The 13495-nt window shown below is 51.7% G+C and carries 12 protein-coding genes; 8 read left to right on the top strand and 4 right to left on the bottom strand.

Features of this window, described 5'->3' with window-relative positions:
* Positions 1-268 precede the first annotated feature (268 nt).
* From BFW38_RS16695 to BFW38_RS16680, 4 genes are all read left to right on the top strand, one after another.
* The gene (locus BFW38_RS16695) at positions 269-883 is read left to right on the top strand and encodes a c-type cytochrome (RefSeq protein ID WP_068999910.1); all 615 of its coding nucleotides are present in this window, start codon (positions 269-271) and stop codon (positions 881-883) included.
* A 287-nt stretch (positions 884-1170) separates the two neighbouring features.
* Positions 1171-1794, top strand: coding sequence for a thiol:disulfide interchange protein DsbA/DsbL (locus BFW38_RS16690; protein WP_068999909.1), 624 nt, complete (start codon positions 1171-1173; stop codon positions 1792-1794).
* 100 nt (positions 1795-1894) lie between these two features.
* Entirely contained in the window at positions 1895-2608 is a 714-nt protein-coding gene (locus BFW38_RS16685) for an endonuclease/exonuclease/phosphatase family protein (protein ID WP_245686183.1), read from the top strand.
* Between the two features lie 246 nt (positions 2609-2854).
* A complete protein-coding gene (locus BFW38_RS16680; protein WP_068999907.1) occupies positions 2855-3979 on the top strand; it encodes a TRAP transporter substrate-binding protein in 1125 nt (374 codons plus the stop codon).
* 70 nt (positions 3980-4049) lie between these two features.
* On the opposite strand, the gene BFW38_RS16675 is transcribed toward BFW38_RS16680, so the two are convergent.
* The gene (locus BFW38_RS16675) at positions 4050-4502 is read right to left on the bottom strand and encodes a YqaA family protein (RefSeq protein WP_068999906.1); all 453 of its coding nucleotides are present in this window, start codon (positions 4500-4502) and stop codon (positions 4050-4052) included.
* 50 nt (positions 4503-4552) lie between these two features.
* On the opposite strand from BFW38_RS16675, the gene thiD reads away from it, so the two are divergent.
* From thiD to BFW38_RS16660, 3 genes are all read left to right on the top strand, one after another.
* Positions 4553-5356: a bifunctional hydroxymethylpyrimidine kinase/phosphomethylpyrimidine kinase gene (gene thiD / locus BFW38_RS16670; protein ID WP_068999905.1), complete on the top strand. Its 804-nt coding sequence runs from the start codon at positions 4553-4555 to the stop codon at positions 5354-5356.
* Between the two features lie 161 nt (positions 5357-5517).
* Positions 5518-6468 (top strand): hypothetical protein, encoded by a 951-nt coding sequence (locus BFW38_RS16665; protein WP_139116656.1) that lies wholly within the window; start codon positions 5518-5520, stop codon positions 6466-6468.
* A gap of 189 nt (positions 6469-6657) precedes the next feature.
* Positions 6658-7266: a chalcone isomerase family protein gene (locus BFW38_RS16660; RefSeq protein WP_068999903.1), complete on the top strand. Its 609-nt coding sequence runs from the start codon at positions 6658-6660 to the stop codon at positions 7264-7266.
* Here the strand turns inward: BFW38_RS16660 and BFW38_RS16655 are convergent.
* Positions 7263-8243, bottom strand: coding sequence for an alpha/beta hydrolase (locus BFW38_RS16655; protein ID WP_068999902.1), 981 nt, complete (start codon positions 8241-8243; stop codon positions 7263-7265). The genes BFW38_RS16660 and BFW38_RS16655 overlap by 4 nt on opposite strands.
* A 75-nt stretch (positions 8244-8318) precedes the next feature.
* On the bottom strand, positions 8319-10466 hold the full coding sequence (locus BFW38_RS16650; protein WP_245686182.1) for a TonB-dependent siderophore receptor: 2148 nt from the start codon (positions 10464-10466) through the stop codon (positions 8319-8321).
* A 238-nt stretch (positions 10467-10704) separates the two neighbouring features.
* Here BFW38_RS16650 and BFW38_RS16645 point away from each other — a divergent pair, with 238 nt between their 5' ends.
* Positions 10705-11700 carry a helix-turn-helix transcriptional regulator gene (locus BFW38_RS16645; protein ID WP_068999900.1) on the top strand — a complete coding sequence of 332 codons (996 nt, stop codon included), beginning with the start codon at positions 10705-10707 and terminating at the stop codon, positions 11698-11700.
* Here the strand turns inward: BFW38_RS16645 and BFW38_RS16640 are convergent.
* Positions 11654-13390, bottom strand: coding sequence for a potassium/proton antiporter (locus BFW38_RS16640; protein WP_068999899.1), 1737 nt, complete (start codon positions 13388-13390; stop codon positions 11654-11656). The two genes, BFW38_RS16645 and BFW38_RS16640, sit on opposite strands and share 47 nt — an antisense overlap.
* Between the last annotated feature and the right edge of the window lie 105 nt (positions 13391-13495).

The following is a 13495-nucleotide window of genomic DNA, read 5'->3' as shown; positions in this document are numbered from 1 at the left end:
CAGCATTCCAGTTCCCGAAGGGGGTGGATATAATGCCCGAAAATTTCTAGGGTAATTCAATACAGGGCAAGATAAAGCCCACTGAATTGATCCTCAGATATCAATAAGTGTATCACCGTGTGTCCGCTGAAGCGACGCTCATAGGCGCGTGGCTGGTTTCAGACCCGATCCAACAGATCGATAACGTCGTAATACCAGCTAAGGCGCAGTGCCCGCTAAGGATAGAGCGGCCATTCAACGACTAGCAAAGAATGAGACTGGATGAGCGATGAAGAAATTTTTGGTAGGCCTGACAATCTCTCTTGGCGCCGTGGCTATGGCTCATGCGGCGGGCGACCCTAATGCAGGGCAGGCAAAAGCACAGGTGTGTGCAGCCTGTCATGGTGGCAATGGTGTCGGTATTGCTCCGACATTTCCTAACCTAGCGGGCCAAAACGCCAGCTATCTAGCCAAACAAATTCGTGAAATTCGCGATGGTGTTCGAAGCGTGCCACAAATGGCAGGCATGGTAGATCACTTCAGTGATCAGGATGCACTGGACGTTGCCGCTTACTTTTCACAGCTCCCGGCCAACCTGGGCCAAGCTGACCCGGCACTGGCCGAAAAAGGTCGCAACCTTTACCGTGCAGGCGATCTGGCCAAAGGGATTCCGGCCTGCACCGCTTGCCACTCCCCGACAGGTCAAGGGAATGCACCCGCCGCTTACCCTGCGCTCTCTGGACAACACCCGGCTTACACCGTCACTCAGCTGAAGAACTTTCGCAGCGGTGAGCGCAGCAATGACCCGAATAACATGATGCGCATTATCGCCAATAAAATGAGTGACAGTGAAATGGAAGCCGTTGCAGACTTTGTTTCCGGCTTGCATGGCAAAAGCGAATAGTATTATCAGCATGTGATCATGAGTCAGGGAGAAAAGTCACTGACTCATGGTTAACTACTGATAAGGCGCTACTGGCAATGCGTTAACCACAAAGTGTTAATGACAAAGTGTTAATGACAAAGCGCTACTGACAAAGAGAGGCTACGGCCTCTCTTTTACGTTATGACCATTACGTCATGTCCATAAGGCAGAAGTACTCACATATGAACATCTGGACTTCTGTGTGGTCTTTAAGACAGCATAGACCGACGATTTATCACGAATGAGATGTCAGACGAGGACATGGAATGACACCTGTACTTACTTTTTTCCGCCGCGCAGCGGCACTACTCGTGCTGGGCCTGGGCATTGCTCATGCAGCAGACTATCGTGAATTGACGGACCCGGTTCCGGTTCAAGCCCCGCCTGGGAAAATCGAAGTCACAGAAATTTTCTGGTATGGCTGCCCACACTGCTATGAGTTCGAGCCTTCTTTTGAAGCTTGGGTTAAAAAATTACCCGATGATGTCGCCGTTGAACGGTTACCGGCCGCTTTTAACAATACCTGGGAACATCACGCTCGAATCTACTATATTGCAGAATCACTGGGCTTATTGAGCAAAACGCATCAGGCCACGTTTGATGCCATCCATCAGCAGGGAAAACGCCTGAATGATGCCGACTCAGTCGCTGAATTCTTCAGTCAATTCGGGGCCGACCCTGCAAAAGTGAAGAGTTTGTACAATAGTTTTGGGGTGAATGCCCAGCTTAAACAAGATATGTCTCGGTTGCGTGGCTACCAGGTAACCGGTGTACCGGCGTTAGTTGTCGATGGCCGCTATGTGATTGATGGCCGCACAGCAGGCAGCCTGCAAAATATGCTCTCAGTCGCCAATAAGCTGATCGACAAGGTACGCCAAGATCGCCAATAACCGTTTTCTGACTCAAACCGTTCATCTTATGCATCAGGCAGGACATATCACGACACCACATCATGACATCCAGAGCGGCCTCAGGCTGCTCTGCTTTAATATGCAAGTGGGTATACAAACCCAGCGCTATCATCACTACGTCACCCGTTGCTGGCAGCACTTATTGCCTTATGCCCAACGTAACAACCACCTGCAATTGATGGCCCGAGTCTTCGAGGACTATGATGTTGTCGCCTTGCAAGAAGCGGATGGCGGGAGTTTTCGGAGTGGTCGAGTAAACCAAGTAGAATATTTGGCTCAACACGCCCAGTTTCCACATCATGTGCAGCAACTGAATCGTAACTTGGGTGCTCTGGCGCAACACAGTAATGGATTGCTCTCACGACCAGCATTTGCAGCGATCGAAACACATGTACTCCCTGGTTGGCTGCCCGGCCGCGGGGCTTTAGCCGCTCAGCTTGAGTGGCCCCATGGGCAAATGCTCCATATCATTAGCGCCCACTTGGCTCTCGGCGCTAAGGCTCAAAGGCAACAACTGGATTTTATCGCCCAACAGGTGCCTCAACACCAGCCCTGTATTGTCATGGGAGATTTTAACTGCAGTGCTCAGGCGCTATTAGCCCACCCAAGGCTGCGCGAAACAGGGCTACAGTTACTGACATTGAATCATCCCTCATACCCCAGCTGGCGACCTCTCAAGGGTTTAGATCATGTGCTGGTCAGCCCACAGCTGGCTGGCGCCCAGGTCAAGCTACTCCCACCTTTATTCTCTGATCACTTACCATTGGATATTTGGTTGCCTCGACCCACCTAAGCGAAAAGGAGCTCACCCGATCACACTCGACTCACCTCCTCAGCCTACAAACTAATGGCCAATCCCGAGATTTCAATCATTGGTCTACAGTACTCATGAGGATCAATTGATGGGATGTCGATGATAAGCACCATGACCTCCAATGAGGTATGTCAAAACCTGTTCAACATATTCACTGGCCGTGACACTAAGACGACCCAAAGCCACTAGGCATAACGCTTAGGAGACGTCATCATAAGGCTTGGCATGAGGCCACCGAGGGTAAACCATGCGGCTCAAACATCAGCGTCTTGCGCTGCTCTTAATCGCAGTAGTCCCCCTATTTACGGCTTGTTCGGATTCCGCCCCCCGGCTGACGCGTCCACACAACCTGAGTTTGAGTGGCAACTCGCCACCGCTTGGCCCAAAAACTTTCCAGGGGCAGGGCAAGGGCCCGAAAAGCTGGCCGACCTGGTTAGTGAAATGTCCAATGGTCGCTTGAAAATCCGTGTCTTTGGTGCCGGTGAAAAAATGCCTAGCCTGGATGTGTTTAATGCCGTGTCTGAAGGGCGTATCGAAATGGCTCACTCGGCCAGTTATTACTGGCATGATACGATTCCCGCTTCGCCCTTTTTTGCCGCCGTGCCTTTTGGTATGACCGCACAGGAAACCAACGCTTGGCTGAACTATGGCGGGGGAATGGCATTATGGGAAAAGGCCTATCGCCCCTATGGCGTGATCCCCATGGCAGGCGGGGCTAGCGGTGTGCAGATGGGGGGCTGGTTTAATCTACAGATCAATACAGTGGATGATTTAAAGGGCCTAAGAATCCGCATCCCGGGCAATGGAGCAGAAGTGATGAGGCGACTGGGTGCGCAGCCCGTCAACCTGCCCGCTAGCGAAATTTTTCAGGCGCTACAGTCTAATCAGCTAGATGCCGCAGAATGGGTCGGCCCTTACAATGATTTGGCCTTAGGTTTATACCAAGCGGGCCAGTATTATTACTATCCCGGTTGGCACGAACCCAATGCAACATTTGAGTTTCTCGTCAACCAATCCGCTTTTGAGGCCCTGCCCCAAGACTTACAAGCGATCCTGAAAACTGCGGCACAAGCGGTTAACCAAGATGTACTGAATGAGTACACGGCTCGCAATAATGATGCGCTCAACATTCTGGTCCATGAGTATGGCGTTGAATTACGTCCCTTCCCTAAAGCGGTGCTCGACAAATTACGTGAGACCTCTCGACAAGTCATTGAGGAAGCATCAAAGGAAGATGAGCTCAGTCACCAAGTCTATATGTCTTACATGACCTTTATGAACAAGGTGGTGCGTTGGCATAATATTTCTGAAAAACCCATGCTGAACGCAAGAGCCCCCTTATCGCCATAACACGCGATCAACCGACATCAAACACCACCGCCATAGCTGACTCATGGCCATCAAATCTGGGCGTTCAATCTCACTGGACACCCATCCCCACACCACACCCGGCTTCAATGGCAATGGCCATAATGATGCCATAACGTGCGGCCTTTCCAATTCCGACCCAAAATAAAAAACGCCCGACAGGGAGCTTTGCCCATCCGGCAACCGCCGTCAATGGATCGCCAATCACCGGCACCCAAGCCAACAATAGAACCACGGCCCCCCAACGTTCAAAAAGCGCTTCTGCCAATCGATGATAACGCCCCAAGCGCCCTGAATCCGTTGCGGGGATACGTGCCACCCCCCGACCTATCGCCCAGTTCACAAGGCTACCGGCGACATTACCACAGGTCGCCACCGCCCAGAGCGCCCACAAAGGAGCGCTTTGTTGGCATTGTAAGGTGACCAACAGCACTTCTGACCCGCCGGGCAAAAGTGTCGCGGCTAAAAAACTCGCCACACCAAGCGCTGATAAGATCACGCTCATACAGTATCCTATTCATTGAATTTCAACTTCGCCCTACTAGGAGACAGCCTATGGCTTATCATGCACTAACGATCGCAGGCTCAGACAGTAGTGGCGGCGCAGGCATTCAGGCAGACCTTAAAACCTTTTCAGCACTGGGGGTCTATGGGGCCAGCGTCATCACCGCGCTTACTGCTCAAAGCCCACAAAGGGTCGCGGGCGTGATGCCTGTTTCAGCTGACTTCGTCAACCAGCAACTCGATGTCGTGCTTGAAGACCTACCGCTCAACAGTATCAAAATTGGCATGGTCGCCGATCCTGAAGTGGCCAGAATCATTCATCAGCAATTGCGCAATCGTAACGATCTGTTCGTGGTGTTAGATCCCGTAATGGTCGCCAAAAATGGTGCGCGCTTAGTCGATGATGAAGCACTGGATGCCGTACGCCACTATCTGCTGCCCATCGCCGACCTAGTCACCCCCAACTTACCCGAAGCCGGCGTCTTATTAGGCTGTGATTATCCAAGGGATGCAGAAACCGCGCTGACGCTATTACCCAAACTCAAGGCGCTTGGTGCGGGGAGCGTATTACTCAAAGGCGGCCACCTGGAAGGAGCGACTTGTCCTGATTGGCTTGACCGAGGTCATGGTCCAGAGTGCTTTGAAGCCCCTAGGGTTAACACTTCGCATCTTCACGGTACAGGATGTACCTTGTCTTCAGCGATTGCAGCCTTGTATCCTCAAACGCAGTCTCTTGACTTGGCCATCCAAAAGGCTAAAACCTGGCTGGGTGGTGCGCTGCAACAATCGAATGCTCTACACTTGGTTGAAAAAGGCGGTCCAGTTCATCACTTTCATCAATGGTGGCCACGCTGATCGGCACTCGCAATAAGGCTATTTATTTGATTCCCAGCGTAAAGCAAGTGATGATGTCCTATAGCAGACCGCCACACAGCTTTACAGCATGAAACTGAACCATATGGAAAGGCCCGCTAATATGGGTGACAACACATAAATAAGTCTTCCGAGCTCAAACAGTGAAAAGACTCTCCTCCCAGTCCCATGATATTGCCGGTCTGGGTGACAATGCGCCTCTCACGCCGGGCCAGATGGTTACCGAACATAATGCGGATGAACCATCAACAAGATCGGAAAAGCAGGCTCGCGAACGCGAGCGCCTAGCGTGGGAAGACGAAGAACGTCGCCGCAAGATCGAAGAACGTCGCAAGGCCGAGCAAGAACGTCTCGAGGCCGAGCGTCGAGCCTTGTATACCGAGCTGGAAGGGATTGATTTTGATCTGCTGGCTCTCAACGAATATCCCACCGACTATGAAGTCGAGTCCGCACGGCGTTCCCGCGTGATTTGGTTCATTGGTCTTGGTGGGGCCGTGTTCTTGTTTCTAGCCAGTCTGCTAAGTTTAGTTGGCCCCTGGTTGGGCGGAATTGCCGGCGGGATTGCTTTCGTTCTATGGCTCACGCATGGCTCAGGCATGTTGTCGCTATTCCCAAGCCTGACCTTATACACAGAGTTAATCGCCAAGCGTAAAAAGCTCAAGCGTGAGCTGATTGAGTACATCCGGAATATTGAAGGTCGACAAGGGTTTATCCATCGAATTTACCCTTTGGCGCGTTATAACGCTCGTCTTGGGGCTCGTAAATTCAGGCGCCTGGCTCTGATGTCGAAAGAACACACGCTCCTGTCGAACCTAAGAACCCTGCAAGATACGGCCAATTATCATGAGTATCTGGTAGAAGCCCTGAAGGGCTATCAAGAGCTACTACAGCAGGAAAAAGAGGATGCGTTTGTCGAGTCAATGGACTTTGACCCGGACCTACTCAGTGATGAAGATGCAGCACGCCTGCGTCAGGTCAGCTCTGCGGAAGAAGAAGAGGCCGCGAAACCTGACCCGACGCTTTTTGTCACTGAGGACGAACATTCACCGACAGCACAAGATGATTCGGCCGACAAAGACCAAGAAATACGTTAATTAAGATCATAAATCCCCTAAAGACCAAAGAGCTTCTCCTCTTTGGTCTTTTTTTATGGGATCATCTCAGTTGAACTGAAGGCTTGAAAATAACCGGCCCACACCCAAATCCCATGCAACCAATTCAACATACCGTGGTCGGATTTAACGATCACGACAATACCGAATTGCAGCAGGAGGCGCTGGCATATGCAGGTATCGAGATTACATCGTCACGTTTGGGTCGCACTATGCTGGGTCGCACTATGTCTGATAGGGTTATTAACACCACTCTCTGGACAGGCATCCCAAACCCAAACTGACGTTGAAGTTGAGGGGGTTCATTTCCCCCAGCACCTGGACACCGAGCCACGTCTTTCGCTTGTCGGTGCAGGGCTATTGCGTTATCGATGGGTCATCAAGGCGTATGTGGCTGCTTTTTATCAGAGTGACCCGAATGCCGCGCCAGATGATCCCACCATCGCTCGACGCCTGACCATTGAATACTTTCATGATATCGCCGCTGAGGACTTTGCCGAAGCAACGCTCAAAGGCGTTGAGCAAAATCTTTCGGCACAAGCCTTTGCTCAATTGAAAAACCGAGTGGCTCAATTCAATCGACTCTATCAAGACGTCAAACCCGGCGATCGATATACCCTCGACTATATACCCAGCCAGGGCATCACACTACGCCTGAATAACCACGCACTCGGGCAACTGATGGATCAAAAACTGGCCATGGCGCTGTTTGCGATCTGGCTCGGCCCCGACCCAGTGGATGAAGACTTAAAAGCTGAGTTGCTAGGAAAAGACAACTAACGCCCCGATAGATGCGTATCTGTTAGGGGAGGCGCATCAAATGATTGCAACCACAACATCAAGCTTTGAGCTCCAGGCCATAACACACTGCCATGACTCGCTCCGGCATAACGTCGGAACTGAACAGACGTGAGTCCAGACTGTTGTAATTGCTGGGCGGCCCAACGCGCATTATCCACCATCGCATAGTCGGCCATTCGCGCTGCACGCACAGCGTCAACCTCTTGATGAGGCATTTGCTCCAGCGCGCCCACACCGATAAAGACATCAGGTTTGAAACGGTCGGCTTGAAATGCCTCAATATCTTGCTTCAAAACACCCTGATGCCACCATAATGAGGGGCTTAAGGCCATGTAATGATCAAAACTATCCGGCTGATTCAGCAACGTATAAAGCGTAAACAAGCCACCATAGGAGTGACCAAAGAGCGTCTCCTGAGCATGATTAACTGGATACTGTTGCTCAATGGCCGGTTTCAATGTCGACTGAATAAAAGTAAGGAATCGTGCAGCACCTTGTGACGATTCTGACACAGCCCCAGGCATTAATGAGGTACCAGTATCTGCAGACTCCATCGCAGGCAAATAATCCGCCGCCCGACGTTCGAAGTTAAAATCATCAGTCTCTGGATAGCCCACTCCGACAATCAATAGCGGTAACCCGGGATCTTCAGGCCCTTTACGCATCAACGTATCGCGTGCTGCGACCATCAGGGGGAAGCGGGCATTACCATCCAACACATAAAGGACAGCATAGCCTTGTTCCGGCACGGGGCCTGATGGCTGAGAGACCTGGATCAAGAAAGGCGCAGAGCCATCCTGAGGAGACATCAACCATTGCACACTTTGTTTGAGCTTTACCGCACTGTCGCTCATCGTCACTCCATCTTGAGCCCGTTGATGACTGGCCGTACAAGCAATAAGGCTCCCGGCCAAGGCCAGGAGCATGCAGCGCTTGAAATAGGTCGCCCATCGCATTAGCACTTCACTCTGTATGTCATGATCCAAGTTGCCGCCCGTATCATGGCTTCGAAAGGTCTTTGCAATAGATCGTTACCAGTCATAACGCACCGTCGCTTCAACCGTCATGGGCTCGCCTAACATATTAAAAGTATTCTGACCGCCGACACGCGCATAATAGTCACGATCAAACAAGTTACGCACGTTGAGCTGGGTACTGAGATGTTCGTCAAAGGTATAACCCAACATCGCATCAACCACAGCGTAACCACCGGCATGCACTCCCTGACTCGATTCAATATCGCTAAGTGCGGTCACACCGGCGCCCATTTCAAAGCCTTGGAGCAAGCCTCGATCAAACTGATATTGAGTCCACAGATTCACACTGTGGTGAGGCATCAACATAAAGATGCCATCATCTCTGGACGTAGAGGCGACTTTCACTTGAGTATCGATATAGGTATAACCCGCAATAACAGCCCATTGAGGCGTTAAGTTGCCAGATAGCTCAAACTCTCCGCCTTGAATACGGACCTTACCTTTGCTGACGTTATAATTCGCCGTGGTGTCTTCCGGAGCGGCCGCACGGTGGTGATCTTGCAAGCGAAAGGCACTGACGCGCATGTTCAAACGTCCATCCAAATAGCTGCCTTTCAGCCCGACTTCTTGTTGCTCGCCTTCACGCGGCTTTAATAGCTGACCAGAAGCATCTTGAGCCGTCTGCGGCTTGAACACTTCAGCGTAACTGGCATAAAGAGAATGCTGAGCGTTGAGGTCATACACGGCACCGGCATAACCTGTGAACGGGTGTCCGTCTCGCTGGTCTTCGGCATCATTCAACCGCTCTTCATACTTAACCTCATAATCACTTAAACGCCCACCCACGATCAGTGCCAAGTCCTCAATGGGACGAAACGTCAGCTTTGAATAAACCCCTAATTCTTCTTGTGTCTCACGAGTGTTCGCACGACTAACTCGTACAGAGGTATCATGAAGGATGTCGACATACGCAATATCCTCGATACCGGCCAGTGTGGTCGTGCCCAAGCCACGAGTACGGCCCGTAAAAGAATCGGTTCTGAAGTGTTTGTAATCTGTACCGACCACAAACTCACTCACTTGCCCTAAAGCTTCAAAAGGCTGGCTGTAACTCGCATCTAACGCCAAAGCTCGTTGATCAATATCGCCAGCGGTACCCGCCACAGACAAGGTCCCATCATCGGCCAATGCACTGCCGCCAAAAGCGTAATTGTAATCAGCCGAGCGGTCAGAATAACGCGCAGCGACACGCCCATAGCCCCCATGAGCAAACCGGTGAGTCAATTCCACAATGCCATCATCGGTCTGACTATCGAAATCATTCCATGTCGCGCCGACAAAACGGGAACGAGGTAAATCTAATAGGTGCCCTTCAGGCCCTACCGGTAAACCATTATTCACCGTGATTGATTTCTTATCATGAAGCCACGCCACGGATAACATCGTGCTGGCATTCAAATCCATGTCCAGCGCTAAGTAGACATTCTGCTGCTGGTTGTCGTTATGATCGACAAATTCAGGATGCTGGGTCTGATTGGCAATCAAACGCCCTCGCACATGACCTTCTTGATCCAAAGCCCCTCGGATATCGCCTTCCAACACATGCTGCTCATGCGCCCCAGCACGGCCCATAAGATGACCGGCAAAGTCTGCCGTCGGGCGCTTTCGGACCAAATTGACGATCCCCCCCATTTCACTGGTGCTATTGAATAAACCAGAAGGGCCGCGCATGACTTCAACCCGGTCAAACATCGACAGAGGTGGCACCGTCCCATTGATGCTCTGCATCGGGGCGGGTAAGCCATCAATGCTGGCCTCATCGTATTCATAGCCACGCGCATAAATAGAAGAACGGCCATTATCATTATTAAGCACTCGCATACCTGGCGTTCGACGGGCCAGCTCATCCAGCGTGTTGAAGTTCTGATCATCCATGGCTTCCCGAGTCACCACACTAATCGACTGAGGAATATCCCGAAGAGACGCCGGGGTTTTCGTGCCCACTGTCGCGGCATCCGTGGTATAGCCCCCCGCATCTTCTGAAGATGCCATGTCATATAAACGATTGCCTTCTACAGTGAGCGTTTCAAGTCGCTCCCCCTCTGTAGAAGCCTGAGGCTCTACCGCCCAAGCAGAACCCACGAATAATAAGCTACTGCCTAACAGGCACCCGGTATAACGCATAAAGGATCCAGTATTCACGCAAGACTCCCGAATGATCATGGCCTACTGAGAGGCCATGTAGAGACGCACACATTCGTCAACAATGACTTTATTGAGAATTATTGCAATTCGTATTAATGAATCGCATTATTCCATCACTTCACACAGTTGCGCCTTTGCGCTTGCGGCAGCTTACTTTGCATAAACGGCCAATGATGCATTTCAGGTCCACATCGGCTCAGAGATCACATCAAGGCTATTGAGAACTGAAAGACCCATGTCGACACCATCAACATCTTGCCAACACGTCGTATATGCCCAGCAGTTACGCGAGATTTCTCAAGTGTTGGCTCACAACCAAGCGTTTGAAGCCCCGCAATGGACACCACGCGAGCCTTTACTTAACGGCCAAATGAGCGTGTTTGAAATTCAACCAGGGCTATTATTACGACGCGTTGATGTGTACGACCGATATGACCTACTCAGCCAGGCACAACTCCACCCTGGTATCAAAATCTCATTAGTACTGGAAGGCCAAGCCGAGGTCGCTTTCGATCAACAAGTCATTCAACTGCGCGCCCCTGATGCCGGCGGAGTGATTGTCACACTGCCGAAAACAGCGGCGTTTTCCCGATATGGCTATGCCGGACGTTACGAACGTACGCTCACACTCACCATGATGCCGGAGTGGTTACAAAATAGCGGAATCGATTGGCTCTATTTACGCAACACCTTCAATGAGGCGAGGTTACAACCATGGCAGCCATCAATCGCTTTAAGACAAGCATTAACCGCTTTATTTTCACCACAGCTGGGCAGTACAACGCATGAAGCCCAGCGGTTACAAATCACGGGCTACGCACTGGCCTTGGCCGGTGAAGCGCTCGACTTTATGGCATTGCCTGAGCATTACCGAAGACCACGCTACACTCAAGCCCAGACAGACCCCCGCATTGCGCGGCTGCTGCGTCAATTGGATGCAGGGCAAGGATTAATGCAGTCACAAGAAACACTGGCCACCCAACTGAATATGAGCTTAAGTGCATTACAACGACAGTTTCGCCGCCATACTGGGGAAACATTGGGCCATTATCTGCGTCACCGCCGACTCAAGCGCGCCCAACAAAGCCTATCACAAGGTCAAACCACGATTGATGAAGCGGCGGCGCTAGCCGGTTACACCAGCGCCGCCAATTTTGCGACTGCATTCAAAAAGACATTTGGGCTTAATCCGAGGGATTGCCAGAACCACGATCCACTTCACAAGGCATAAGACCCACTTTGGTCACCCGACCACCGCTCATCTCAGCCACAACCCAACGAATGCCATGCCAATCCGTTTGGTCCCCCACAACGGCCTGGCCTCCTAGGCGTTGCACAATAAAGGCGCCCAGCGTCATATCCTGCTGCCCTTGACTCAGCGTCAGACCATAAAGCTCAGCAACATCTTTTAGGGGCGCCTCGGCTTCCAAAGTGAAGTCCCCAAAGAAGCTACGATTCAGTGTCGGTGCCGCATCCCCACTGAATAATTTACCCAGCACGGTCAAATCCGCTTCTCGTCCAATAACACACAGCATATCCCCCTGGCACAAGAGAGTGCTTCCAGAAGGATGGATCAGCTGGCGCCCACGAAACAGTGCCGCGACCCTGGCATCAGATGGAAACCGCAATTGTCTTAACGGCACCTCGTCTAAAGTGTCGGTTTTCACTTCGAAGACATACAGCTCATAGTCATCTTCACTATAAATCCCCAAATTCTCACGCCTGACCGGTTTAGGCAGCGGCGGCACTTGCACCTTCAACCAGCGCGCCATCCAAGGCAGCGACATCCCTTGCAGCAGTAGAGACATCAACACCACATAAAACGCAATATTGAAATACAAGGTTGCGCCTTCCAAATCCGACATCATCGGGAAAATCGCCAACACAATCGGCACTGCACCGCGCAGGCCGACCCAGGCAATAAACCCCAACTCACGCCACTTGAAACGGAAGAAGGGCCCCAGTGCTAACAGCACGGCCAGCGGTCGAGCGACAAAAATCAGCCCTAAGGCGACTAACGTCCCCGAGAGACCGACTTTCACCATCTCGTGAGGCGTCACCAGCAGCCCGAGAATTAAAAACAGACTGATTTGGCTAAACCAGGCCAAGCCATCATGCATGGGGAGCACATGCTCGAGCTGACGCACACGGCTATTGCCGATGACCATCCCCGCCAGATAGATCGCTAGGAAACCGCTACCTCCGAGGATATTGGTCAGTGCAAATAGCGCCACACCGGCCCCGGTGACCAGCAGCGGATAAAGGCCCGAAGCCAGATTCAGACGCTTCAACATCCGCACAATAAGCCAGCCGCCCAACACCCCCATCGGCAGTGCGATCCCAAACTGAGCCACAAACACCAGCCCAGCCCCCCACAAGCTGTCAACCTGATGCTTCAGCAACTCAATCAGTGTGATCGTGATGAAAATCGCCATGGGATCGTTGGTGCCGGACTCAATCTCCAGTGTCGCACTGACCCGTTGGTTCAAATGAACACCACTGCCGCCGAGCATGGCAAAAACCGCAGCCGCATCAGTCGATCCCACAATCGCGCCGACCAATAAGCCCTGTAATAACGACAGATCAAAGGCCCACATTGCGATCAGGCCCGTTAGGCCACTGGTGAGCAGAACGCCAATCGTGGCGAGAGATAAGGCGGGTTTAAGCCCTACCCGAAAGGTTTCAAGGCGAGTCCGCAAGCCACCATCAAGCAAGATGACGGCCAATGCCAGATAACCCACCACATAAGCAACTGAATAATCATGGAAAGGAATACCGCCCGGTCCATCCTCTCCGGCCAGCATGCCAATGCCCAAAAATAGAAAGAGTAGTGGCATGCCAATACGACTCGACACCACACTGGCCATAATACTCAGCGTCAGCAGAACACCGGCTAGCAAGAAAACAGTTTCAAAGCTCATGCATCCAATATCCAACTTGAGGTTGCCAGCATGTGATCGGCAAGACAAAAATCCAGCCAGGCAAACATTCCATTCGTCAAGGCGCCTCCCCTACGGATAACGCAC

The sequence above is a fragment of the Terasakiispira papahanaumokuakeensis genome (assembly GCF_001709345.1).
In the GTDB taxonomy this organism is placed as follows: domain Bacteria; phylum Pseudomonadota; class Gammaproteobacteria; order Pseudomonadales; family Halomonadaceae; genus Terasakiispira; species Terasakiispira papahanaumokuakeensis.
Note: the sequence above shows the minus strand (reverse complement) of the source record. Positions and strands in the feature narration are given on the sequence as shown.

Bases quoted from the DNA above. Each gene is read 5' to 3' on its own strand.
- BFW38_RS16690 (WP_068999909.1), top strand. From the start codon at position 1,171: ATGACACCTGTACTTACTTTTTTCCGCCGCGCAGCGGCACTACTCGTG.
- BFW38_RS16640 (WP_068999899.1), bottom strand. From the start codon at position 13,390: ATGAGCTTTGAAACTGTTTTCTTGCTAGCCGGTGTTCTGCTGACGCTG.
- BFW38_RS16685 (WP_245686183.1), top strand. From the start codon at position 1,895: ATGCAAGTGGGTATACAAACCCAGCGCTATCATCACTACGTCACCCGT.
- BFW38_RS16655 (WP_068999902.1), bottom strand. From the start codon at position 8,243: ATGCGATGGGCGACCTATTTCAAGCGCTGCATGCTCCTGGCCTTGGCC.
- BFW38_RS16645 (WP_068999900.1), top strand. From the start codon at position 10,705: ATGTCGACACCATCAACATCTTGCCAACACGTCGTATATGCCCAGCAG.
- BFW38_RS16695 (WP_068999910.1), top strand. From the start codon at position 269: ATGAAGAAATTTTTGGTAGGCCTGACAATCTCTCTTGGCGCCGTGGCT.
- thiD (WP_068999905.1), top strand. From the start codon at position 4,553: ATGGCTTATCATGCACTAACGATCGCAGGCTCAGACAGTAGTGGCGGC.
- BFW38_RS16680 (WP_068999907.1), top strand. From the start codon at position 2,855: ATGAGGCCACCGAGGGTAAACCATGCGGCTCAAACATCAGCGTCTTGC.
- BFW38_RS16675 (WP_068999906.1), bottom strand. From the start codon at position 4,502: ATGAGCGTGATCTTATCAGCGCTTGGTGTGGCGAGTTTTTTAGCCGCG.
- BFW38_RS16660 (WP_068999903.1), top strand. From the start codon at position 6,658: ATGCAGGTATCGAGATTACATCGTCACGTTTGGGTCGCACTATGCTGG.